Raw genomic sequence first — 21,605 nt, 5'->3', positions numbered from 1 at the left:
ATTCGGGGCTTTTTCATGCGTGCGATTTGTTTATGGCGCGACGTTACTGGCTCGGTTGTTACATGGCGCGTCCAACACCTTCACCACATCATCAATGATCGCCTTGCTCATATCCTGCAAATAATGCGATGCCCAGGCGTGCCGGTCGGTGTCGCGAACCATGGCCGCGTCTGATGCGAGAAGCTTGGCGACGTGGAGCAGATCGGAGGCGTGGGAGAGGGCTTCGATCACCGGGACGCCGGCGTTGATGCGGAAGAGCGGTTCGTTGGCGTGGTAGGAGAAAGGGGTGAGGCCAATAGTTTTAAGGTCTTTGGGGTTGGTCATTGGGCACCTCCGGTTTTTGGGCGGTGGTGGGTGGTGACCAGTGAAGCGGGAACGCAAATTTTGGACGGATCGATAGCGGGCATTAGCAAAAACTCCTGAATCAAAGTTAGAGCTACCACGTTCGTTCTCAGGCGAATGGGTGGCAGCTATGCGCGGGCTGAGAAACCGGAGATACAGGAACCCGGCAGACCCGAAGGTCTCCCACGCACAGCCGCCATTACACGGAAATGCAGGCACAAAAAAACGCCAACAATCGTGATTATGGGCGCTTGTGCGCCTGTATCTTACTCGGGTTCTCAGGCCCGGTCGCTGAATTGGCAGCGACGGGTTGAAGGTAGCTTGAGGGGGGCGGATGCGCAATCGTGGCTAGGTGGTGGCGTGGGGTGAGAGTTTCAGTGCTTCACCGGCCCTGAGGTTTGGGAATCCGTGAGTGAGCCGCGCCCCGACTGATGCGCGCCTCATTCTCTTCGATGCTCGGCTTTTGGGAGCCATCAGTGACTATCGACAGCTCCACTTCCCCAGCCATTTTTTGGCGATATCTAAATGTTGCTGTAAATGGAAGTTGGCCGATCAATCATTTTTGATGCAAACAGTTTTAGTGGCTCCCAGCGAGGAAATCATTACACCAAGTAACTAATGATGTTCCCGCCCCCACCTTTATCCCCTCCAGCGAACTCCATACATTGAACTCCAACGCCGACCCATTCATTCCGAAGGGAAGGTCACTTGGAGATTCCTCATGCCTTTCGTAAGCGTACGCATCACCCGCGATGGCGTTACCTCTGAGCAGAAAGCTCAGGTGATCGCCGAAATCACTGAAACCCTGGAGCGCGTCCTGAAGAAGGATCCGCACCTGACCCACATCGTGATCGAAGAGGTCGACACCGATAACTGGGGCTACGCCGGCATCAGTACCACTAAGTACCGCAAGCAACTGGCTGAGGCGGAGGGCAAGTCATGACGGCGTCCGTCTCCATCGATTTCATCTCCGACGTGGTGTGCCCGTGGTGTGCATTGGGTGCGACGGCGCTGGAGCAAGCGATCGAGAACGTGGCCGGTGAGATTTCGGTGGAGCTGACCTACAAGCCTTTCGAACTGAACCCGGACATGCCGGCAGTCGGCGAAAAAGCGGTTGAGCATTTGATGCGCAAATATGGACGCACCGCCGCAGACGTCGCCGCCGGCAAAGCGATGCAGATCGAACGTGGCGCGGCCCTGGGGTTCAAGTTCGATCTGGACAAGCGCACTCACTTCTACAACACGTTTGATGCGCATCGGCTGCTGTTATGGGCGTTGCAGGAAGGGCGGCAGGTCGCACTCAAGAAAATCCTGTTGCGCGCTTACTTCACCGACGGCCAGAACCCGAGCGATCGCGAGACGCTGGTGAGTCTGGCTGCTGAAGCGGGACTGGATGCGGCGGCGGCTCAAGAGGTGTTGGCGTCCGGCGCATTTGCCAAAGAAGTGCGTGAGCTTGAAGCGTTTTACCGCCAGCACGGCATCCACTCGGTCCCGGCCATGGTGCTGAACGGTCGCCACCTGGTGTCCGGTTCGCAGTCAGTCGAGTACTACGAACAAATGTTGAGACAAATGGCCAAGGCCCCCGCCGAAGCCTGATTACTTACTTATTCAAACCATTCTTAATTAGTAGAGGTTCATCATGAGCAATTCGAAAAAAGTCATCGTTATCACTGGCGCATCCCAAGGCCTCGGCGCCGGTATGGTCAAAGCCTTCCGCGACCTGGATTACAAAGTTGTCGCCACTTCGCGTTCGATCAAACCGTCCACCGATCCGGACATCCTCACCGTGGCGGGCGACATCGGCGACCCGGCTGTTGCGCAGCAAGTGATTCGTGAAGCCATCGCACGTTTTGGCCGCATCGATACCCTGGTCAACAACGCCGGCATCTTCATCGCCAAGCCGTTCACCGCGTACACCGCCGAAGACTACGCCAACGTGCTGTCGGTGAACCTGAACGGCTTCTTCTACATCACCCAACTCGCGATCAACGAGATGGAAAAGCAAGGCAAAGGCCACGTCGTCAACATCACCACCAGCCTGACAGACCATGCGATTGATGGTGTGCCGTCGGTACTGGCTTCGCTGACCAAGGGTGGATTGAACGCTGCGACCAAATCCTTGGCGATTGAGTACGCCAAGCGCGGGATTCGGGTGAACGCGGTTTCCCCGGGCATCATCAAGACCCCGATGCACGGCGAAGAAACCCATGCAGCGCTGGGCAGTCTGCACCCGGTCGGCCACATGGGCGAAATCAACGACATCGCTCAGGCGGTTGTGTATCTGGACAACGCCAACTTCGTCACTGGCGAAATCCTGCACGTCGATGGCGGTCAGAGCGCCGGTCACTAAGACCTCTTTGACTTGTCCACAGCGCCGTCGATCACTATCGACGGCGTTTTTATTGGAGAACGCAGGATGAACACCCACGCTCACAAGGTTTTCCTGATCACCGGCGTCAGTTCAGGTTTCGGCCTTGCCTTTTCGCAAGCAGCGCTGGCGGCGGGGCACACGGTGGTTGGCACGGTGCGGCGCGAATCCGAGTGCGCCGCGTTCGAAGCGCTGGACGCCCATCGCGCTAAAGCGTTCGTGCTCGACGTCACCGATTTCCCAGCCATCGAACCACTGGTGGCTGACATCCTGCGCGAGGTGGGGCAGATCGACGTGCTGGTGAACAACGCCGGCTATGGGCACGAAGGCATTCTCGAGGAATCGCCACTGACTGAAATGCAGCGCCAGTTCGACGTCAACGTGTTTGGCGCGGTGGCAATGATCAAAGCAGTCCTGCCCGGCATGCGTGAACGGCGCAGCGGGCATATCGTCAACATCACCTCCATGGCCGGCTTCATCACCTTACCGGGCATCGCTTACTACAGCGGCAGCAAATTCGCCCTTGAAGGCATCAGCGAAGCGCTGGCCAAAGAAGTCGAAAGCCTGGGCATCCACGTGACCGCCGTGGCACCTGGCTCATTTCGCACCGAATGGGCGGGGCGCTCGATGATCCGATCCGGTCGCACCGTGAGTGACTATGACCCGGTGTTCGATCCAGTGCGCAAGGCGCGGGAAGAGAAGAGTGGCAAGCAGGCTGGCGATCCGCAAAAGGCTGCGCAGGCGTTGCTGACCTTGGTCGCCGCTGAAAAGCCGCCGGTTCATCTGTTGCTGGGTAAGGATGCGGTGAGGTTGGTGCGTGAAAAGATTGCGCGGTTGCAGGGGGAGATTGATGCTTGGGAGCATCTTTCGGTTTCTACGGAGTTTGAGTGATTGATGGCCGGTGTATAAAAATCCAGAACCCAGAAACAACAAAGCCCTCGTATTTCTACGAGGGCTTTGTTTTGTGGTGTCGGCAATAGATCTGAAAATCATTTGGGCGCCCCCCTCCTCTCGTAGGAGGCGAGTGATTCCATTCGCTACAGTCAGAAAAGCGCCACATCTTCGTCGTCGGGGACTTCGTCCGTAACAATCACTCGTGCGTGCGCGCTGTGCTCGTCCTCCATGCGCAACCCGAAGTAGCGGGTATCGTTGGCGTCCCAAAATGCCTCTATCTGCGCCATGGGTGCATGTTCAAGCAGCACCTCGGCGCTGTGCTCCAAGATGATCGAGTAACGTCGTTCGGTGTTCATTACAAAGAGGCTCGCAACGGCGGAGTGAAGTGGCAGGTTGTGCATAAGCACTGCTGTCATTATGCCGCCTCACTGATTTTCGACTGTAACCGCTCATCGTTTCGGTGAGATATGTAGATGCGCGGTACCAGAATTGGCTGCGTCGATTCCGCACCTTTGATGAATATAACCACCCTTCAGCGAGCGGGGTGCAAAAAGGGGCGAACACGAAACGGGGAGCGAGCAGAGGAAACCCAGGAGCGTAAGACCCATGAACGAAAAAGGCCCACCTTTCGGTGAGCCTTTTTCGATACTGCGTATGGTGCCGGCACCAGGAGTCGAACCCGGGACCTACTGATTACAAGTCAGTTGCTCTACCAACTGAGCTATACCGGCGTGTTAGGGCGACGATTATAGCGATTGGGTTGGTTCTGTAAACCCCTGAATTCAGACTATTTTTGCGCAGGCGTCAGGTCAGGCGCGAAGGAGGGTTTTCTTGAGTTTCTGAAGGGCTTTCCAGGTGCGGCTGTTTTGCATCGCACGCAGCTGTGCTTCGGCCTGTTCGGCGCGTTGCAGGGCGGCGGCGAGTTGGTGTTCGGCGTCGCTGACGGGGTGGCTGAAGTTGTGGCCTTTGCAGAACTGGAACTCGTCCAGGTTGCACGGCGGGATGTCGAAGGCGGGTTTGAGGTTCAGGTGTTCGTTGGCCAGGTAGTAGGTGTTGATGCCGTCGAACAGGATGGACTGATAGCCGGCGTCGGTGACGAGGGTTTCCCAGGTCTGGTCGCGGTCCCATGGGGTTTCGATGAGGATGACCCACGGCCGCCATTGGCTGAAGTCCATGCCGCGCAGGACGGTTTCTTCGTGGCCTTCGACGTCGATTTTCAGAAAGTGGATCTCGCGGCCCAGGGCGTGTTCTTCGCAGATGGAGGTCAGGGTGCGGGATTGGACGGTCTGGCTGCGCACGTCCATGCCGGCGTCTTTGTGCATTTGCGCCATGGCCGGATCGAGGGTGGAGAGGCCGGTGCCGGCGATGCCGTAGAAGGTCAGGTCGTTGGCGCTTTCACCTGCCACGCATTGCAGGTTGGTGTCTTTGGCGCGTTCCTGGCACAGCGCTTCGTAATAATTGGGCATCGGTTCAACGTTGATGCCGGTCCAGCCACGGTCATAGAAAGCTTTGGTCACGGAGTCGTGTGTGGGGTGGTTGGCACCGACGTCGATATAGAAGCCGTTTTCGACGGTTTTGAGGGCGCGCCACAGGCGTATGTCTTCGAAATTCTGTGCGTAAGAAATGAACGTCACTGTGGCTTCCTGTCTGTCAGAGATTTCTTGTTCGTGGGCGCACTTTGGCGCTCTTGCCTGCCTGTATAACAAGGGTGATCGCGGCACGCAATTTTCCGCCGAGCGCGACCGGGTTTCGGCGGTTATGTCCTTTTCGTCGGACGCTTATGCACAACGGCCGCACTCAGGAGTGGCGCTCATGACTTTTTTGTGGACCCATTCTCATTTGTGCGCAAATGCCTGTTTTTCTCGGTTTTTTATCATGTGTACGAAAATTGAACAGTAGCGTTTCACCGCTGAAACAGGCGGTTATATTGGATCCATGATAATTCCATCAACAGAGTTATCCACAGGCTGTGGCTTTTTACGGACGTTCTGCCAAGAGCAGGAAATTGCGCGGCGTGAGCGGGGTTTTGCAGAAGGTGCCGAGGCGAACGGTGTAGCCCTGATCGGCCAGGAAAAGTGCCCGATCGAGCACCAGCCAAAGCTCCAGCGGGCGTCGGAAAAGGCCACGCAGCAATTCCAGATTGCGCACTTCGGCAAGTCGCTGCCAGCCAGCGGCTTCGAGTGCTGACCAATCTTGCGGGCCGGTTGTGGATAACTCTTTCAACGCGGCCAAATGATGGCAGTAGTCGGCGAAGGACTTATCCAGCCAGACGCTCGGTAGGGAGGGAGTTGGCAGGTACTCGTCAACGCCACGCAGTTGTCTTTGCAGCAGGTCGAATCCGAGGCGCCGGGCCATGGAAGTGTCGCGCTGACGTCTGACGCGAGCCCCGGCGGTGACGGTTTCGCTCATCGGCAACGAGAGATCGTCGAGGGAGAGTTGTAGGTCGGATCGCAAACCGGCCGGGGAAAGCGGTTGGTACGCAGTAAGGCTGATTCGGTTATAGCAGCAGGGCGCGATGGCCAATTGTTTGCAGCCTGCGGCGCTGGCCAATTGAATGAGCCGCACGTGCAGATCACCACAAGCATGCAGCGCAACGGGCGTGTGATCGGCATTCAACATCGCAATGGTATCCGCCGCGAGCACATCCTGTTCGACATGCAGCGCATGCAGGTGATGGCGTTGACTGAACGCCTGGCCGCTGGCAACCAGCGCAGGGTCGTATTCCAGGCAGGTCAGTTGTTGGCCGTGTTGCAGCAACCGTCGACCCAAATGGCCCTTGCCTGAACACCAATCCAGCCAATGCCTGGGCGGCGAGGTAAACGACAAACGACTGGCGAACGCTTCAATCTGCTGCCACTTACGGCCCGGCACATCGACATTCAATCGATGCCCGGCCGCTTCCAATGCATGCGCCGGCAACTCGCCCACCGAATCCAGCTCAAGGGAAAGCGCCGCCAACGCAGCAAATGGCTGCGGCGCATCCAGCAAACCGGGTTGGTTATGGCTGCTTTCCGCATCCTCCAGCGACCGTCCCCGTAGCCAAAGTGCCAGTTCCGGGTAGGACGCTTCCCAAGGAAGTTGCAGATGAGTAAACGGACGAGGTTTCCACAACGCCTGATGCTTTATCAGAAAAGCATCCAGCGCCGTGAAACGGGCGAGCAGGGCCTCGCCCGTCAGCACAGGAGAATCAGCGCCCTTGGCAGGCATCGACGCGCAGCCAGCGCTCCAGCAGCTTGAAGCCACGCACCAGCACGTAAGCCATCAGCAGGTAGAACATGCCCGCGGCGAAGAAGATCTCCACCGGCAGGTAAGTCCGGGCAATGATGGTGCGGGCCATGCCGGTCAGCTCCAGCAGGGTCACGGTGCTGGCCAGCGCGCTGGCCTTGAGCATCAGGATCACTTCGTTGCTGTAGGCCGGCAGGCCGATGCGCGCGGCACGGGGCAGGATGATGTAGAAAAGTGCTTTCGGTCGGGACATGCCCAGCGCCCGCGCGGCCTCGATCTCGCCCGGCGGGATCGCCTGAATTGCACCACGCAGGATTTCGGCGATGTAGGCCGCCGTGTGCAGGGTCATGGTCGCCGTGGCACACCAGAACGGATCGCGCAGGTACGGCCACATCGAGCTGTTACGGACCGCATCGAATTGCGCCAGGCCGTAATAGACCAGGAACAGCTGAACCAGCAACGGCGTGCCACGGAAAAAGAAGATGTAGGCATAGGGAAATGCCCGCACGTACCAGAGCCGCGATGAGCGCGCGATGCCCAGCGGAATGGCCAGCAGCAAACCCGCAATGACGGCGATGGCCACCAGTTCCAGGGTCAGTGTGGCGCCCTGGGCCAGCTTCGGCAGCCACTTGATGATGACTTCCCAGTTCATTGGGTGCTCCTCGCGAAGCCGCGAGCGGCGCGTTTTTCCATGAAGTACATGCCCGTCATGGCCAGAATGGTCAGGCCCAGGTACATGAACGCGGCCACCATATAGAAGGTGAACGGCTGTTTGGATACGGTCACGCCGATTTGCGCATGACGCATGATTTCTTCCAGGCCGATCACCGACACCAGTGCCGTGTCCTTCATGAGGATCATGAACAGGTTGCCCAGGCCGGGCAGGGCGATGCGCCACATCTGCGGCATGATCAACCGGGTGAAGGTGCGAAACTTCGACAGGCCCAACGCCACGCCGGCCTCACGGTGACCTTTGGGAATCGCCAGGATTGCCCCGCGAAACACTTCCGTGGCGTAGGCGCCGAAGCACAGCCCCAGCGCAATCACACCAGCGGCGAAGGCGTTCAGTTCGAGGTCGGGATTGCCAAAAAACTCGCCCAGGGCACGCATCAGGTTGACCGTGCCGAAGTAGATCAGCAGCACCCACAGTAATTCCGGGATGCCGCGAACCAGTGTCGAATAAGTGCCGCCAAGCCATTGCAACGGCTTGTACGGGGAAGTCTTGGCCAAGGCGCCGAGCAGACCGAGCACCAGCCCCAGGCACAGGGCCGAGAGTGCCAGTTTCACAGTCATCAGCGCGCCAGCGGCGAGTGCCGGGCCGAATCCGTAGAGATCGATAGTCATGGATTTCTTTTCAATGTGCAGCAGGCAATGCCAAGGGCTGGCGCCGTCAAAGAACGGCGCCGGCCAGGCAAGTCAGAATCAATAGATGCTGAACGGGAAGTACTTGTCGTTGATCTTCTTGTAAGTGCCGTCTTCGACGATTTCTTTCAGGGCAAGGTTCAGCTTCGCGCGCAGGGTGTCGCCTTTACGTACAGCGATACCAATCTTGTCGCTTTCTTCCACCGGGTCGCCCTTGAATTCATACGAACGACCGGCGTCGCTTTTCAGCCATTCGTAGTTGACGTATTTGTCGGCCAGGATGCCGTCCAGGCGCCCGGAGGTCAGGTCCAGATAAGCGTTTTCCTGGGTGTCGTAGAGTTTGACTTCGACGTCTTTCATGTTGTCTTCCATCCAGGTGCCGGCGAGGGTCGCACGTTGTGCGCCGATCACTTTGCCTTTCAGGGAATCCTTGTCGGTTTTGAACTCTTTGTCTTTCGGCGCGATGAACTGCAGTTTGTTCGAGTAGTACGGCTCGGTGAAGTCGACCGCTTGCTTGCGCTCGTCGGTGATCGACATCGAGGAGATCAGGAAGTCGAACTTCTTGGCGTTCAGGGCCGGGATGATGCCGTCCCAGTCGGACGTGACCACGGTGCAATCGACTTTCATCTTGGCGCACAGGGCGTCGCCGATTTCCTTGTCGAAGCCGACGACATTGCCACTGGCATCTTTATTGTTGAACGGCGGGTAGGCCGCTTCGATGCCCATCTTCAGGGTTTCAGCCATGGCACCGGCGCTGAACGCCAGGGTGACGGCGGCAGCCAGGAAGACTTTTTTGAAGTTCTGCATGCGGGTAGCTCCGTTAGCGGTTGCTGGACATGAATTGTTTGCAGCGTGCCGAAAGCGGGTTTTCGAACACCTGCTGTGGCGATCCTTGCTCTTCTACCAAGCCCTGGTGGAGGAACACCACCTCGCTGGACACCTGACGGGCAAAGCCCATTTCGTGGGTGACCAGCAGCATGGTGCGGCCTTCTTCGGCCAGTGCGCGGATGACATTAAGTACTTCCTGGACCATTTCCGGGTCAAGGGCAGAGGTGGGTTCGTCGAACAAGATCACCTTGGGCTGCATGGCCAGCGTGCGGGCGATGGCCGCGCGTTGTTGCTGGCCGCCGGACAGTTGCGCCGGATAGGCGTGACGCTTGTCAGCGATGCCGACCTTGGCCAGCAGGGCTTCGGCCACTTCGATGGCTTCGGCCTTGCTCTGGCCGAGCACCCGGCGCGGGGCTTCGATGATGTTGTCGAGCACGCTCATGTGCGGCCACAGATTAAAGTTTTGAAACACAAAACCAATCTCGCTGCGCAGACGGTTGATCTGCTTGCCGTCGGCAGCCACCAGTTCGCCGTTCTTGGCGGCTTTGAGCTTGAGTTCTTCACCGGCCACCAGGATCTGGCCCTGGTGCGGGTTTTCCAGCAGGTTGATGCAACGCAGGAATGTGGACTTGCCGGAACCGGAAGAACCCAGGATCGAGATCACGTCGCCGTCGCGGGCGGTCAGCGAGATGCCTTTGAGCACCTCGAGCTGTCCGTAGCGTTTGTGCAAGTTGCGAATTTCAAGCGCGGGCGTGGCCTCAGCCATGTGCGTTCCTCATAGTGTTTCGCTCCTGCTGTTGGTTGGCCTTCCTGGCGAGGCGGCCAAGCTAGCATAGCGTTCGAATGGCAGCCAACAGCGCTACGGGCGGTAAACGGGTGGCATGTGGCAGGTTGTCGCATCGGTACAGCAGACTGTCGCGCTGCTATCAACCGAACAGCCGTTTGAACCAGCTGTCCCGCGGGTGTCGCGTAAAAAAGGGCGCGATGTTGCCAGCTTTGACGGGGTGTTGGAAGCGCTAACCGGCCAAACGTTCCTGATCTGCACTTTTATTGTGCGTCGACACATTTTCAGGTGTGTTTCTGGTGCGTTGTTTCGTTCTCAAAGTGGGTCGCAGGGTAACGCTCTGGCGAATTGCCATTAATCTCAAGGACTTGCGATGACTGTCCGGTCACGCCACAGGCCCCGTGCCTGGGGAGTTTGAAACATTTTGGCGCAATTATTGCGTGCAGAATATGGAACGCCCTGTTGGTTTCTTTTTACGAGAAGGAACGCCGGACGGGATGGATGCAAATCGCTTTCCCTTACAAAGGTAGTTTCAATGAGCAGTACCCCAAGCTCCAATGGCCTCGAACAGGGGCTCAAACCGCGTCATGTGACCATGCTGTCGATCGCCGGGGTTATCGGCGCCGGCCTGTTCGTCGGCTCCGGCCACGCCATCGCCGCCGCAGGCCCGGCCGTGCTGTTGGCGTACGCCGCCGCCGGTGCTCTGGTGGTGCTGGTCATGCGCATGCTCGGCGAGATGGCTGTCGCCTCGCCAGACACGGGCTCCTTTTCGACCTACGCCGATCGCGCGATCGGTCACTGGGCCGGTTTCACCATCGGCTGGTTGTACTGGTGGTTCTGGGTATTGGTGATCCCGTTGGAGGCCAATGCCGCCGCGACCATCCTGCATGCCTGGTTTCCCAACGTGGCGATCTGGGCCTTCACTTTGGTCATCACTTTGCTGCTGACAGTGACCAACCTGTTCAGCGTGAAGAACTACGGTGAATTCGAATTCTGGTTCGCCCTGGTCAAAGTCATCGCGATCATCGGTTTCATCGCACTTGGCATCATGGCGATCTTCGGCTACCTGCCGAACAGCCAGGTCAGCGGCGTTTCGCATTTGTTCGACACCCAGGGCTTCCTGCCAAACGGCATGGGCGCGGTGTTGGGCGCTATTCTGACCACCATGTTTTCCTTCATGGGTACCGAGATCGTGACCATCGCGGCCGCGGAATCGAAGAACCCGGGCCAGCAAATCTCAAAGGCCACCAACTCGGTGATCTGGCGGATTGGTTTGTTCTACCTCGTGTCGATCTTCATCGTCGTGGCCCTGGTGCCATGGAATGATCCGGTACTGGCCGCTGTCGGTTCCTACCAGACCGTGCTTGAGCGTATGGGCATCCCGAATGCCAAGCTGATCGTCGACATCGTGGTGCTGGTCGCTGTGACCAGCTGCCTGAACTCGGCGCTCTATACCGCTTCGCGCATGATGTTCTCCCTGGGCAAGCGCGGTGATGCGCCGGCCGTTTCCCAACGCACCAACAAGAGCGGCACGCCGTACTGGGCCGTCATGTTGTCGACTGGCGCAGCGTTCCTTGCCGTGTTCGCCAACTACGTAGCCCCGGCTGCGGTGTTCGAATTCCTGCTGGCCAGTTCCGGCGCCATCGCGCTGCTGGTGTACCTGGTGATCGCGATTTCGCAGCTGCGTATGCGCAAACAACGTATGGCTCGCGGCGAAAAAATCGCCTTCAGCATGTGGCTGTTCCCGGTCCTGACCTATGCGGTGATCATCTTCATCGTCGCGGCCCTGACCATCATGCTGTTCCAGGAAGCCCACCGCGTCGAGATCCTCGCGACAGGTCTGCTGAGCTTGTTGGTCGTGGCTGCGGGCTTGTTCGTAGCGCGCCGTCGTCGCAACGAGCAGTTGATCGCAGCGGTTGCGCGCTGAGTGTTCTGACACTATAGAAACACAGAAACGACCGCCATCAGAAATGATCGCGGTCGTTTTTGTTTTCATTCAGACGAGTGATCGGGCGTTTACCTGATGGACACAGTGATGGCTAGATAGTAGCCTTCTCGCTGAATGTGTATCTCGCTGTTGCGAGGTGCGATGGAGTTTCAGGACACGGATTGTTCGACGCCCCCAGCCTTCCTGGCTAAAGCCCCGACCCTTTCTTGCCTGCTCCCTCATCTGACGCGAGTCACAGATGCATTTGCGTGTGCTTGCCGTTTAAAGCGCTGCATGGAGAGCCCGGCCATCCAGCCAACCCATTGGGGCATCAAGGAGACAGGCATGGCGTTTACATCGGTTGTGTTCAAAAATCCTAACACCGGTGCCATGAAAGAAGCGCCAATCGGCTTCTCGTGGACCGTGTTTTTCTTTGGCTTTTTCCCGGCTTTGTTCCGTGGTGATTTCAAGTGGGCGGCGATCATGTTCGTCGTGGCCTGCTTCACGTTCAGCCTCAGCAACCTGGTGTTCATGTTCATCTACAACAAGCTGTACGTTAAGGACCTGATCGATGCCGGCTACAAGGCTCAGTCCATCGCCAAAGGCGAACTGGGTTATGCCAGCGCCAAGCTGGGTTTTGATATTCCGCGTCTGGAAGGTGTTGCTGCCTGATTGTTGTTTGAAGGTTTAAAAAAAAACGGCCGCTGTCAGTGATGACAAGCGGTCTTTTTTTTTCGTTAGCTTTATTCGATTCAATCGGGATGAACCCAATCCTCTACACGTAATCCTGGCACCCGTTCGAACTCACGCAGATTGTTGGTGACGACAATTAACCCTCGTGAGCGCGCATGTCCGGCAATCATTTGGTCATAGGGACCAATGGGCGTTCCGGCCTTCGCTAGCTCGGACCGTATCATTCCGGTATGCGCGGCTGCTTCATTGTCGAAAGGGAAAACTTCAAGGCGGGCTGTGAAGCCTTCAATTACCGCGAGGTTCTTTTCGGGGGTCGCTGATTTTTCGGCACCGTAGATCAACTCCATCAGCGTAATCGCGCTGATGCATAACTGTCCGTCATGCAAGTTGAAAGCTTCTCTGACTATTTGCGGTTTGTTCTTGATGGTGAAAATACAGATATTGGTATCGAGCATGAACTTGATCATCAGAACGACTCTCGCTCCTGATCGGCGGGTTGTTGGCGATCAGTCATAAAATCTGTGCTGACGTTATCTCCATCGAACCAGCTATCCCATGTCTCGTCTGCAGGCGTAATGATGCGAGCCCGACCGATGGCAAATACGTTGACCCGTTTGACGTCACTTGGCATCGCCACAGCTTTCGGCAGACGGACAGCCTGGCTTCGATTGCTCATGAAAAGGGTAGTCTGTTCCATTGTGGCCTCCTGCGTTTTTACTGGTGTCTGAGTCCAGAGAATAGATCTCTGTTGGGATATGTCAATGGGATATACCTGTCCGATGACGAGAGGTCGATGAGCTTTGGAAATGGATATAAAAAAACGGCCGCTGTCAGTGATGACGAGCGGCCGTTTTTGCTTTCAAGGGCGAGTATTTATTCGCTCTTTTCTTCCTGCGCATCCAGCGACTGACGATAGCTGTCCAGCGCATCGCCAAAATCAGTGATGAACTGCGGATCGGTCAGCCACGCCTGTGCGGCATCGCGGTCCATGCCATCGGTCCACATGCGGTAGTCGATCAGCATGTCGGCGGCCAGGTGAGTGGCGGCCATGGCTTCGTTGTCGGCGTTTTCCATGTCCAGCAGTTCGGGGTGGTCGCTGATGATTTCGGCGAGGTCCGACAGCAGGGCCAGCAGCATGTCATTGCGGCTGATGGCTTCGGCGTCGCGCATTTTGCTGAACATCGCCAGGGTGTATTCCGGGATCGGCTCGCCGATTTCGCCCAGGTCATCGCCCAGGTCATCGTCCAGTGCGGCGGGTTTGCGGCCGTGGATGTTGATTTGTTTGGCTTTGATCTTGGCCCGTTTGGCGCGTTTTTGCTGCTTGTTCAGGGATGCCATTAAATTCAGTTCGCTTTCTGTTGGGTTTGGGCCGCAATGACGTCGGACGCCGCGACATAGTCAGCCTGGAAGGCTGGCGATTCGATCCACGCCAGGGCGCCGGCTTCATCGACTTCGGTGGACCATTGGCGATATTCGATCAGCGCTGCGAGGATGAAATCCATCGCGCCTTCTTCGCCTTCCTGCTCGTACACCAGTTCCAGCAGCGGGTCTTCGAGGAAGGCCATGCACATCGCTTGCTGGCTGATTTTTTCCGCGTCGATCATTTTTTTGAACAGTTCGGTCAGGTCCACCGATTCGAAGTCGATGCGATCGTCATTCGGGTCCAGTTCCACCGGCGCGGCGGCCCGTTGGGTGCGGTTCTGCTTGGCCTTGGCTTTGGCGCGTGTGGCGCGTTTTTGCTGCTTGTTGGCGGAGGCCATGGGGGTCGTTCCGTATTTCGTTGAGTGGGCAAGTCCATCAGCTGCGTGGCACGCGCCGCCCGGGTGTGTCGGGGGCCAGTTCGCCGGTCTGCAACCAGGACAATGCAATGGGCCATAGTGTGGCTTGGTATGCGCTGCGAAAAAAGGCGAAATGTCCGACTTCTTCTTCGCCGATGTCTTCGGGGGCGATTCGCAGGTGGGTATTTGTGCTGTGGGTGAAGTAGCCGAGCAGGCGCTCGATGGCGGCAATCGTACCGTATGGGTCGTCGCTGATGCTGATGGCCAGGGTTTTTGCGGTGACTGATGCAAAGGGAAGCCGGCCGGTTTTTGCGTGCATGAGGCGACCACTGGGCCGCGTTTCGTAGCGAGCCGTGGGGGTGCTCCAGTCGCGAACCACCGCAGCGGGCGTGTCCTCCAGCCAGCCGAGGCGTTTGCCGGGGAAGTAGCCGTAAAGCCGGGTCATCAACGGCATCACCACATGCCACTTGCCGAACATCCGCCAGCGATGGGCGGGCGCATAGTCGCGCCAGTAAGCGAATTGCGCGCCGACTGTCACCAAGTGCCGAATCAAATGCCCGGACGCTCCCAGACCCGCTGCACAGCCTCCAAAGCTGTGACCGACGACATCAATGGGCTGGCCTGGGAATTCGCGCTGCGCGCGCTTGAGCATCGCCTCGAAATCCAGCGCGCCCCAATCGGACCATGACGCCTGCAACCCTTTCAACGACGTTGGGCGCGACTCGCCGATGCCGCGGTAGTCATAGGTGATGACATCGAAATCGTTGGCGAACAAGTAGTCGGCGAAGCGCGAATAATGTCGACAACGAACCGAGGTGGCCGCGTTGATGATGACGACCGGGCGCGCGCGGTCCTGAGAGGCGTGCCGCCAAGTGAAGCCGCCGAGGATGAAGGCGTCTGCGGCGGGCTCCTTGAACGGTTCGCCAGCAGTATCGGTGGTCAGCGACAATTCGATCTGAGTCGGTGCCAGTGAAGGCATGTCCTGCAAATTCATCGGCTTTGGACCTTTGCGGGTAGTTGCCAACGATAGTCCTCACACCGCGTGTGAACAATCCGCCCGTGTTTATCAGGGGATCAGATCAAGCAGTCGCTCCTCGATTGCCGCCCGTTCTCGATCCAGCTCAGCACGTAGTTCATCTTCGCTCGGCAGCACTAGTTTGTATTTGCTGGCGAACAGCTGATTTGGCGTTCCAGAGCTCGGCTTGACCAGTTTTGGTTGGCAGACTCGTCCATGTACCACTTGCGCGCCTTATCGCTGTCGACTCGCAGCAGCCTGCGGTAGTGGGTCCAGCTCAATTCGAGACGCAGTGCGTCTCGAATTGGAAACGCCTGATAAAACAGGCGCATTTTTCGCAAATTGGTTTCGTCAAAGCCTTTCCCGAACTCCGCTGTCAGTACCTTCGCCAGCGTAGACAGCAGCTGTTTGCCATAACCCGCCCGTCGAACCCCCTCCTGCTCGAACTCGACAATATGCCTTCCAATCTGCCAGCAGGTTTGCACCTGAACGGTATCGACCGCTCGCAGCACTTTCTGGCGCGCCTGACGTATCAATTCGCCAAGGTTGCCCACCAGAGAAGCGAGTTGTGGGTCTTGAGTGTTTTCGGTTTTGACCATGCTCCTGAAGTCTTCCGCAGCTGGAGGAACAGGCGAAAGAGGATGGCAAAAGAGTGCAGGGCGGCGATGCAGGGCGCGGCCGGGATATCCGCAGGAAATGCCGGATTCGTTTTGCAGGAGCGATCTGACTGAAATGCGTGCTTGAGGAATACAACGTGTAGTCCATTTCGCAGTGAGCCCAAGTACCAATCAATCTAAAACTTGAGTATCCAGCGAGAAATCCAAAAGGAGTAACGATTGGGTTCCGTGGAACCCGGGAGCCACCATCATGAAGTCCATCCATTCCCTCATGTTTTCCATCGCCACCATCGGTGTGCTGATGTTTCCCGCCATGTCAGGGGCCGCGAGCCTGGAGCCCATCGACAGTACAGGCGTGCAGATTCAGCGCCAGGAACAGAACGGGATTACCTATCTGTCCGGCGGTATTGGCGAGGATGAAGCGAAGGCCATTCAGCAAGCGACCGGCTACAACCTGCACATGACCTTTTCCATTGGGCCGGAGGGCAAATATGTACCGGATGTTGAATTGGTTATCCAGAGTGCTCAAGGTCAATCAGTGCTGACACTCAGTCAGGCAGGGCCTCTGGTTTACGTCCAGTTACCGGCCGGCAAGTACACCGTGGTCGCCACCCGTAATGGTGAGGAAAAGCGCGACACGACAGATGTCGGCAGCGCTGGCGTGCGTAATCTGGTGTTCAACTGGAAGGGTGATGAGTGACGGTGGCAGTCCTTCGAGACTGCCCCTCGCCAGTTGATCAGGCTTGCGTCGTCTGGCCACGCAGGATCAGTTGTTTACGCTGCTCTTCAGGCAAGTCGTTGATGCAGTAGTTCACGTAAAAAATGTTCAGGAAGAAGGTATAGAACCCGTTCATGCGCAGGTCGATTTTGTGCTCGTTGAGGGCGTATTCCGACAGTGCGTTTTTTGCCTTGAAGGCCCATACGATGTACAGCGCGTTCAATGCGATCAGCAAAATGCCGGAAAGCGAGTCGAACAACACGTCGCCCAGGTTCGACAACGCGCCGCTCCAGCCAAGGCAGACGGCGACCCAGATGACGTAGGTGTCGTCGACCACTTTGATTTTCGTGGTTTCGTTGATCTTCTGGTTGCTCTTGTACAACCACAACAGCAAGTAGATCCCGGCGGTCGCAATCGACAGCAGGACCATGTTCAAGGTTTTGGTGTTGACCTTGTCTTTCAGTTCATTGATGTCAGACATAACTGTTCCATGTTCAGGACTTTCGAGAAGGGAGCGTGCCTGGAGGGCTGGCTTCGTGTCGTCGAACAGGGGAGGGCAGTGTTTTGCGGGGAGGGGTGAAATGCACGCACTCCTTGCGCTGTCTCTATCCTGTATCGGCTGATTCGGATGCGGGGCATCGGGATCAATGTCGGCTTTATTCCATGCACGGGGAAAATAATAGCATGGTGCCATCATCGAGGCGGCGTACTAAAGCGTGATTGTTTTCCGGCAGCTGTGCTGCGGTGGATTGTCGTTATCAAATCCCAGGCATAAAAAAACCCTGAATCTTGCGATTCAGGGTTTTCGGTATTTGGTGCCCAGAGACGGAATCGAACCGCCGACACGGGGATTTTCAATCCCCTGCTCTACCGACTGAGCTATCTGGGCAACGGGGCGCATTAAACGGGTTTTTCGGGGGGTCGTCAAGCAAGTTTTCAAAAAAAATTTAACTATTACCGTCGCTTACGTTCCGACCCCCGATAAATCGGGACTATTCTGCCGGCGGAACGTAGCCGTCAGCCTTGGCGTATTCCTCGCCAGAGAAGTACTTGTCCATCTCGCCCTGAAGGTATTTGCGGTCTTCGGCGTTCATCATGTTCAGGCGTTTTTCGTTGATCAGCAGGGTCTGGTGTTTCTGCCAGTCGGCCCAGGCCTTGGCCGAGACGTGGTCAAAAATGTCCTGACCTTTGGCGCCCGGGAATGGAGCGCGCTCCAGGGCGGGCAATTCTTCTTTGTACTTGCGGCACATGATAGTGCGGGTCATGACAACTCTCCTGCGTTCAATACGGCGGCCGCGCGTTCGAGCAAGGTTTTGACCGGGGCGGCAAGGCCCAGGCGCGGCGGGGTGGCGAGGTTATACCAGAGCCAGTCGGCCTCGGCCACGTGATGGCCGGCCTCCTGGACCTGAACCAGCCAGGGTTCGATGGACAACTGGAAGTGGCTGAAGGTGTGGACCAGACTCGGCAGCGCTTGTTGCGTGCCCAGTTCCAGCGAGTGCTGCGAGGCCAGATGTTGCAGGTCGTCGAGGTCATCGAGTTCCGGCAGGCTCCACAAACCGCCCCACAAGCCCGTAGAAGGCCGGCGGTAAAGCAGAATCGCGCCTTCGCCGTTGGCGAGCATCGGCATCAACGTGCGCTTCTGTGGCACGGTCTTGCGCGGCTTCGGGATCGGGTAGCGGGTTTCCAGGCCAAGCATGTGCGCTTCGCAGCCCTTTTCCAGCGGGCAGAGCAGGCAACTCGGTTTGCTGCGGGTGCAGAGCGTGGCGCCCAGATCCATCATCGCCTGGGTGTAGGCGTTGACCCGATCATGCGGCGTGAAGCGCTCAGCGTTCGCCCACAGCTGTTTGGCGACCTTCGGCTCGCCCGGATATCCCTCTTGCGCGGTAAAGCGCGCCAGCACCCGTTTGACGTTGCCATCGAGGATCGGCGCCCGCAGGCCCATGCTCAGGCTGGCGATGGCGCCAGCCGTGGACAGGCCGATGCCCGGCAACTCGACAAGCTTTTCGACATCTCGCGGAAACTCGCCGCCGTACTCGGCCACGACGATCTTTGCGGTTTTCTGCAAATTGCGTGCGCGAGTGTAGTAACCCAGGCCGGTCCACAAGTGCAGCACTTCGTCTTCCGGCGCGGCAGCCAGGGCCTCGACCGTCGGCAGCGAAGCCATGAAACGGTCGAAATAATTCAGCACGGTGCTGACCTGGGTCTGTTGCAGCATGATCTCCGAGACCCACACCCGATACGGCGTGATGCCTTGTTGCCAAGGCAAATCGTGGCGGCCGTGGCGGTCGTACCAGTCCAGCACCGCCGTTGAAAACTGCTCGGCTCTCATCGCTTGAACAGCCCCTTCAACGCGTTTTTCAGTTCGGGGCTGACCTTGTCGCCAAGCTTCTCGTCAATTTTTTCACTGATCCGCTCGCCCGCCAGTTTGCTCGCGACCTCGCCCATGCGTTCATTATCGAGACGGCACGCCTTGGCGCCCAGTTCCAGCGGGCCACGGCAGCGCAGCGGCCACTCGATGCCGACGAACCTCTCGCCGACCTGGCAGGCCGGGTCCGGCATGTCGCTCTTATCGCCTTCGACGATCACGCCGACGCGATAATCCATGCCCAGTACTCGCAGGTCGACGTCGCCGTCACCTTTGACGGTCATGCCCGGGATGCGCACTTTCAGGTCCGGGTTGCTGGCCACGCCGTTACGGAAGGTCAGGTTACCGTTGAGCTCCTGGAACGGTGTGTCCTTGCCCCGTGGCTCGCCGCTGAGGCTTTTGCGGTTGAGTGTGGCGATGCCTTTGCACAGCTGTTGTTCAAGGTTGGCATTGAGCAGCACGCCGTTGTTGATGACGAAACTGGCGTTGCCGTTGAGCGTCTCGATCAGCGCTTGCTGGCTGTTGCCGCTGCCGGTCAGCGCGCTGTTGAGCGTCACCAGGCCGTTGACCGGTGGATTCTTCCCTTGGCTTTCAAGGATTTTTTCCACGGGCACTTTGGTGATGCGCGTCTGCATGTTCAGCGCCGGTACTTCCGGGCGCACGTCCAGGGTGCCCTTGGCTTCGAAGTTGCCGCCGTACAGGTCGCCGCGCAGTTCCTCCAGAGTCAGCAGGCCGCCTTGGCCAGCGGCCTTGAGCGTTGCGTTCTGAATCGGCAGTTTGTCGAGGGTCAACTGGCCGAAGGTCAGGTCGGCCTGTACGTCGAGTTTGCGCAAGCGTTCTACCGGCAACAGGCGTTCTGTACTCCACGCAGTTTTGGTCGGTGCGGCGGGCAACGGTGTGCTGCCGGCGCCGGCCATGGCGTCGGCCTCGGTGCTGGCGACTTCGGCCTGACGCACTTGCGTCGCGCTACTGGCTTCGGCGGACTTGGGTGGCAGATAGCGGTCAACGTTGAAGGTGTCGGCCTTGAGGGTTGCGCGCAGCGATTGCTTGGCGAAGTCCTCGACGGCGATGCGGCCACTGAAGCTGCTGTCGTCGACTTTCAGGTTGATGTTGTCGAGCGACAGGCTCGCAGGCGTGCCCGCCAGACGGCTGACCAGCTCGACCTTGCTCAGGCTGCCTTCGGCCATGGCCGGGAGTGTCTGGCCGATGCTGTCGACGAATTTCGCCAGGTCGAACTGGGCAATCGAAATGCCGCCGCTGATTTGCGGCGTCTTGTCGAGGTCGTTGACCTTCAACTCGCCCAGTGCGCGCATTTGGTTGGCAGAGATCTTGATACCGGTCCATTCGGCGACGTTCGCGGCTTTATCCAGCAGCAACTGACCTTGGGCGGCAAAGGTCATGGTCTTGCCTTGCAGCGGATCGCCGGCGACTTCGCCGGAGAGCTTCATGTCCTCGAATTTGTAGCGCTGCAAGGCGCGTTCGAAACGCAACTCGCCATTGAGCTCGGTGCGTACCCGCAGGACCGGCTGATTGGTGCCGAGGAACGCCGTGAGTTTGACCGGAATGTTGGTCGAGTCGTGGACCGGGCCGGTGCTCAGCTGGATGCTTTCGGCGCTGAACTGCTTGCCTGTCTTCTCGTCGTTGTATTCAACGCGGGCGTTGTTGACGGTCAGGCTGTCGATGTCCAGGCGAATCGGTTGGGCCGGTTTTTCCGCCTGGGCGGTGGTGGTCGGCGCAGGCGCAGGTTCGCCAGCAGTAGCGGCTGGCGTGGTCGGGGTGGCTGGCGCCGGGGCCTTGCCGATGTCTTCCCAGTTACCGTGGCCGTCCTTGTCGCGGTTCAGGCGCAGGTTAAGGCCTTCGACGCGCACGTCACTCATCTGCACTTCGCGGCGCAGCAGCGGCAGCACGCGCACGGACAGACCCAGCATCTGCAAGTCGGCGAACGGTTCGGTGGGTTTGGCCAGGGTCGCGACACTGGCTTCGTGCAATTCCAGGCCAAGCCACGGGAACAGGCTCCAGCCGATATCGCCATTGAGCGTCAGCTCGATGTGGGCCTTGTCGCGGGCAATCTGGCGAATCTCGTCTTTATAGTCGTTGGGATCGAAGAGGTGGGTCAGGGCAAAGCCCAGCGCCACAATGATCAGCAACAGCCCGAGAAGCACCAGACCCAGGATTTTGCCGAACGCTTTCATGGGCGAGTCCTTGTAGTTAGTCGAATTCGAAATTTAGCCGGGGAGTATAGCGCTCCGAAGCGGACGACCGGTCAGCGATCACGTCGGCAGCACATCCAGCGGTACTTTCAGCTTGGCGGCGAGTGCCTGAGCTTCGAGATGCCCGGCAGGTGCCAGCAGACGCAAGGTCACGCCCGATTGCGAAGCCATTTTCCGCGCTTCGTCCACCATTCGTTCGGCAACGCCACGGCGACGGGTAATTTTTCGCACGCAGATTTGGGACAAGTGCCAAACGTCGTGGTTTCGTTGCAAGCGAGCCGCGCCGAGCAACCGATCATTGAAGCGTCCGGCGATCAGCGAACCGTCCTCCAGGCAGCTTTCGATCAGCTGCAAACCCCCTGAAAACGGGGCGAACAGCCAGTCTGGAGCGTCGCGATAAATTTTTTGCAGGTCTTGCTGATCCTGATAAGTGGCTTCGTGCAGCAGCTCGACAATGATCGGCATGGCGGTTCCTTCAG

At 58.1% G+C, this 21,605-nt stretch carries 25 protein-coding genes, 2 tRNA genes and 1 pseudogene; 7 read left to right on the top strand and 21 right to left on the bottom strand.

Annotation, left to right across the window (positions count from 1 at the left end):
• Positions 1–30 precede the first annotated feature (30 nt).
• A complete protein-coding gene (locus BLU63_RS08410; protein ID WP_083375259.1) occupies positions 31–324 on the bottom strand; it encodes a DUF3077 domain-containing protein in 294 nt (97 codons plus the stop codon).
• Positions 325–1,063: 739 nt separating this feature from the next.
• Here BLU63_RS08410 and BLU63_RS08405 point away from each other — a divergent pair.
• From BLU63_RS08405 to BLU63_RS08390, 4 genes are all read left to right on the top strand, one after another.
• Positions 1,064–1,285 (top strand): tautomerase family protein, encoded by a 222-nt coding sequence (locus BLU63_RS08405; RefSeq protein ID WP_010464654.1) that lies wholly within the window; start codon positions 1,064–1,066, stop codon positions 1,283–1,285.
• On the top strand, positions 1,282–1,938 hold the full coding sequence (locus BLU63_RS08400) for a DsbA family oxidoreductase (RefSeq protein ID WP_083375258.1): 657 nt from the start codon (positions 1,282–1,284) through the stop codon (positions 1,936–1,938). The genes BLU63_RS08405 and BLU63_RS08400 overlap by 4 nt, the downstream gene beginning before the upstream one ends.
• Positions 1,939–1,981: 43 nt before the next feature.
• Entirely contained in the window at positions 1,982–2,692 is a 711-nt protein-coding gene (locus tag BLU63_RS08395; RefSeq protein ID WP_077747532.1) for an SDR family NAD(P)-dependent oxidoreductase, read from the top strand.
• 66 nt (positions 2,693–2,758) lie between these two features.
• Positions 2,759–3,601 carry an oxidoreductase gene (locus BLU63_RS08390; protein ID WP_083375257.1) on the top strand — a complete coding sequence of 281 codons (843 nt, stop codon included), beginning with the start codon at positions 2,759–2,761 and terminating at the stop codon, positions 3,599–3,601.
• Positions 3,602–3,753: 152 nt separating this feature from the next.
• Here the strand turns inward: BLU63_RS08390 and BLU63_RS08385 are convergent, their stop codons facing one another.
• From BLU63_RS08385 to BLU63_RS08350, 8 genes are all read right to left on the bottom strand, one after another.
• Positions 3,754–3,960 (bottom strand): hypothetical protein, encoded by a 207-nt coding sequence (locus tag BLU63_RS08385; RefSeq protein WP_042932964.1) that lies wholly within the window; start codon positions 3,958–3,960, stop codon positions 3,754–3,756.
• Positions 3,961–4,259: 299 nt separating this feature from the next.
• A tRNA-Thr gene (locus BLU63_RS08380) sits at positions 4,260–4,335 on the bottom strand.
• A gap of 78 nt (positions 4,336–4,413) precedes the next feature.
• Positions 4,414–5,238 (bottom strand): FkbM family methyltransferase, encoded by an 825-nt coding sequence (locus BLU63_RS08375; RefSeq protein WP_083375256.1) that lies wholly within the window; start codon positions 5,236–5,238, stop codon positions 4,414–4,416.
• Positions 5,239–5,581: 343 nt separating this feature from the next.
• Positions 5,582–6,811 (bottom strand): methyltransferase, encoded by a 1,230-nt coding sequence (locus BLU63_RS08370; protein ID WP_083375255.1) that lies wholly within the window; start codon positions 6,809–6,811, stop codon positions 5,582–5,584.
• Positions 6,792–7,481 carry an ABC transporter permease gene (locus tag BLU63_RS08365; RefSeq protein ID WP_010464640.1) on the bottom strand — a complete coding sequence of 230 codons (690 nt, stop codon included), beginning with the start codon at positions 7,479–7,481 and terminating at the stop codon, positions 6,792–6,794. Before BLU63_RS08365 ends, BLU63_RS08370 begins: the two co-directional genes overlap by 20 nt.
• Positions 7,478–8,173 (bottom strand): ABC transporter permease, encoded by a 696-nt coding sequence (locus tag BLU63_RS08360; protein WP_083375254.1) that lies wholly within the window; start codon positions 8,171–8,173, stop codon positions 7,478–7,480. The genes BLU63_RS08365 and BLU63_RS08360 overlap by 4 nt, the downstream gene beginning before the upstream one ends.
• 78 nt (positions 8,174–8,251) lie before the next feature.
• Positions 8,252–8,998 carry an ABC transporter substrate-binding protein gene (locus tag BLU63_RS08355; protein ID WP_010464636.1) on the bottom strand — a complete coding sequence of 249 codons (747 nt, stop codon included), beginning with the start codon at positions 8,996–8,998 and terminating at the stop codon, positions 8,252–8,254.
• A gap of 13 nt (positions 8,999–9,011) precedes the next feature.
• Positions 9,012–9,785, bottom strand: a complete 774-nt coding sequence (locus tag BLU63_RS08350) for an ABC transporter ATP-binding protein (RefSeq protein WP_007897462.1) — start codon at positions 9,783–9,785, stop codon at positions 9,012–9,014.
• A gap of 553 nt (positions 9,786–10,338) precedes the next feature.
• Between BLU63_RS08350 and gabP the strand changes: the two genes are divergently transcribed.
• The gene (gene gabP / locus BLU63_RS08345; protein ID WP_077747581.1) at positions 10,339–11,730 is read left to right on the top strand and encodes a GABA permease; all 1,392 of its coding nucleotides are present in this window, start codon (positions 10,339–10,341) and stop codon (positions 11,728–11,730) included.
• A gap of 345 nt (positions 11,731–12,075) precedes the next feature.
• On the top strand, positions 12,076–12,402 hold the full coding sequence (locus tag BLU63_RS08340) for a hypothetical protein (protein ID WP_010464627.1): 327 nt from the start codon (positions 12,076–12,078) through the stop codon (positions 12,400–12,402).
• Positions 12,403–12,482: 80 nt separating this feature from the next.
• Here the strand turns inward: BLU63_RS08340 and vapC are convergent, their stop codons facing one another.
• The 6 genes and pseudogenes from vapC to BLU63_RS08310 all read right to left on the bottom strand — a co-directional run.
• Positions 12,483–12,890 carry a type II toxin-antitoxin system tRNA(fMet)-specific endonuclease VapC gene (vapC, locus tag BLU63_RS08335; RefSeq protein WP_010464625.1) on the bottom strand — a complete coding sequence of 136 codons (408 nt, stop codon included), beginning with the start codon at positions 12,888–12,890 and terminating at the stop codon, positions 12,483–12,485.
• Positions 12,890–13,120, bottom strand: coding sequence for a type II toxin-antitoxin system VapB family antitoxin (gene vapB / locus BLU63_RS08330; RefSeq protein ID WP_083375253.1), 231 nt, complete (start codon positions 13,118–13,120; stop codon positions 12,890–12,892). Before vapB ends, vapC begins: the two co-directional genes overlap by 1 nt.
• Positions 13,121–13,296: 176 nt before the next feature.
• Positions 13,297–13,761, bottom strand: coding sequence for a hypothetical protein (locus BLU63_RS08325; RefSeq protein ID WP_083375252.1), 465 nt, complete (start codon positions 13,759–13,761; stop codon positions 13,297–13,299).
• 5 nt (positions 13,762–13,766) lie between these two features.
• Positions 13,767–14,183 carry a hypothetical protein gene (locus BLU63_RS08320; RefSeq protein ID WP_010464618.1) on the bottom strand — a complete coding sequence of 139 codons (417 nt, stop codon included), beginning with the start codon at positions 14,181–14,183 and terminating at the stop codon, positions 13,767–13,769.
• Between the two features lie 37 nt (positions 14,184–14,220).
• Positions 14,221–15,195 carry an alpha/beta hydrolase family protein gene (locus BLU63_RS08315; protein ID WP_083375251.1) on the bottom strand — a complete coding sequence of 325 codons (975 nt, stop codon included), beginning with the start codon at positions 15,193–15,195 and terminating at the stop codon, positions 14,221–14,223.
• 182 nt (positions 15,196–15,377) lie between these two features.
• Positions 15,378–15,815 (bottom strand): annotated as a pseudogene (locus BLU63_RS08310) (DUF1016 N-terminal domain-containing protein); the annotation flags it as partial.
• A gap of 268 nt (positions 15,816–16,083) precedes the next feature.
• Here BLU63_RS08310 and BLU63_RS08305 point away from each other — a divergent pair.
• A complete protein-coding gene (locus tag BLU63_RS08305; protein ID WP_010464612.1) occupies positions 16,084–16,533 on the top strand; it encodes a hypothetical protein in 450 nt (149 codons plus the stop codon).
• Between the two features lie 37 nt (positions 16,534–16,570).
• On the opposite strand, the gene BLU63_RS08300 is transcribed toward BLU63_RS08305, so the two are convergent.
• The 6 genes from BLU63_RS08300 to BLU63_RS08275 form a co-directional block, all read right to left on the bottom strand.
• Positions 16,571–17,032, bottom strand: a complete 462-nt coding sequence (locus BLU63_RS08300) for a DUF4234 domain-containing protein (protein ID WP_010464610.1) — start codon at positions 17,030–17,032, stop codon at positions 16,571–16,573.
• A 332-nt stretch (positions 17,033–17,364) separates the two neighbouring features.
• Positions 17,365–17,440: transfer RNA gene (locus BLU63_RS08295), tRNA-Phe, on the bottom strand.
• Positions 17,441–17,543: 103 nt separating this feature from the next.
• A complete protein-coding gene (locus BLU63_RS08290; protein WP_010464608.1) occupies positions 17,544–17,816 on the bottom strand; it encodes an oxidative damage protection protein in 273 nt (90 codons plus the stop codon).
• Entirely contained in the window at positions 17,813–18,880 is a 1,068-nt protein-coding gene (gene mutY / locus BLU63_RS08285; RefSeq protein ID WP_077747586.1) for an A/G-specific adenine glycosylase, read from the bottom strand. The genes BLU63_RS08290 and mutY overlap by 4 nt, the downstream gene beginning before the upstream one ends.
• Positions 18,877–21,108 carry an AsmA family protein gene (locus BLU63_RS08280; RefSeq protein ID WP_083375250.1) on the bottom strand — a complete coding sequence of 744 codons (2,232 nt, stop codon included), beginning with the start codon at positions 21,106–21,108 and terminating at the stop codon, positions 18,877–18,879. The genes mutY and BLU63_RS08280 overlap by 4 nt, the downstream gene beginning before the upstream one ends.
• Before the next feature lie 78 nt (positions 21,109–21,186).
• Positions 21,187–21,591, bottom strand: coding sequence for an acetyl-CoA sensor PanZ family protein (locus BLU63_RS08275; RefSeq protein WP_077747588.1), 405 nt, complete (start codon positions 21,589–21,591; stop codon positions 21,187–21,189).
• Positions 21,592–21,605: the final 14 nt, after the last annotated feature.

Source organism: Pseudomonas mandelii (assembly GCF_900106065.1).
In the GTDB taxonomy this organism is placed as follows: domain Bacteria; phylum Pseudomonadota; class Gammaproteobacteria; order Pseudomonadales; family Pseudomonadaceae; genus Aquipseudomonas; species Aquipseudomonas mandelii.
Note: the sequence above shows the minus strand (reverse complement) of the source record. Positions and strands in the feature narration are given on the sequence as shown.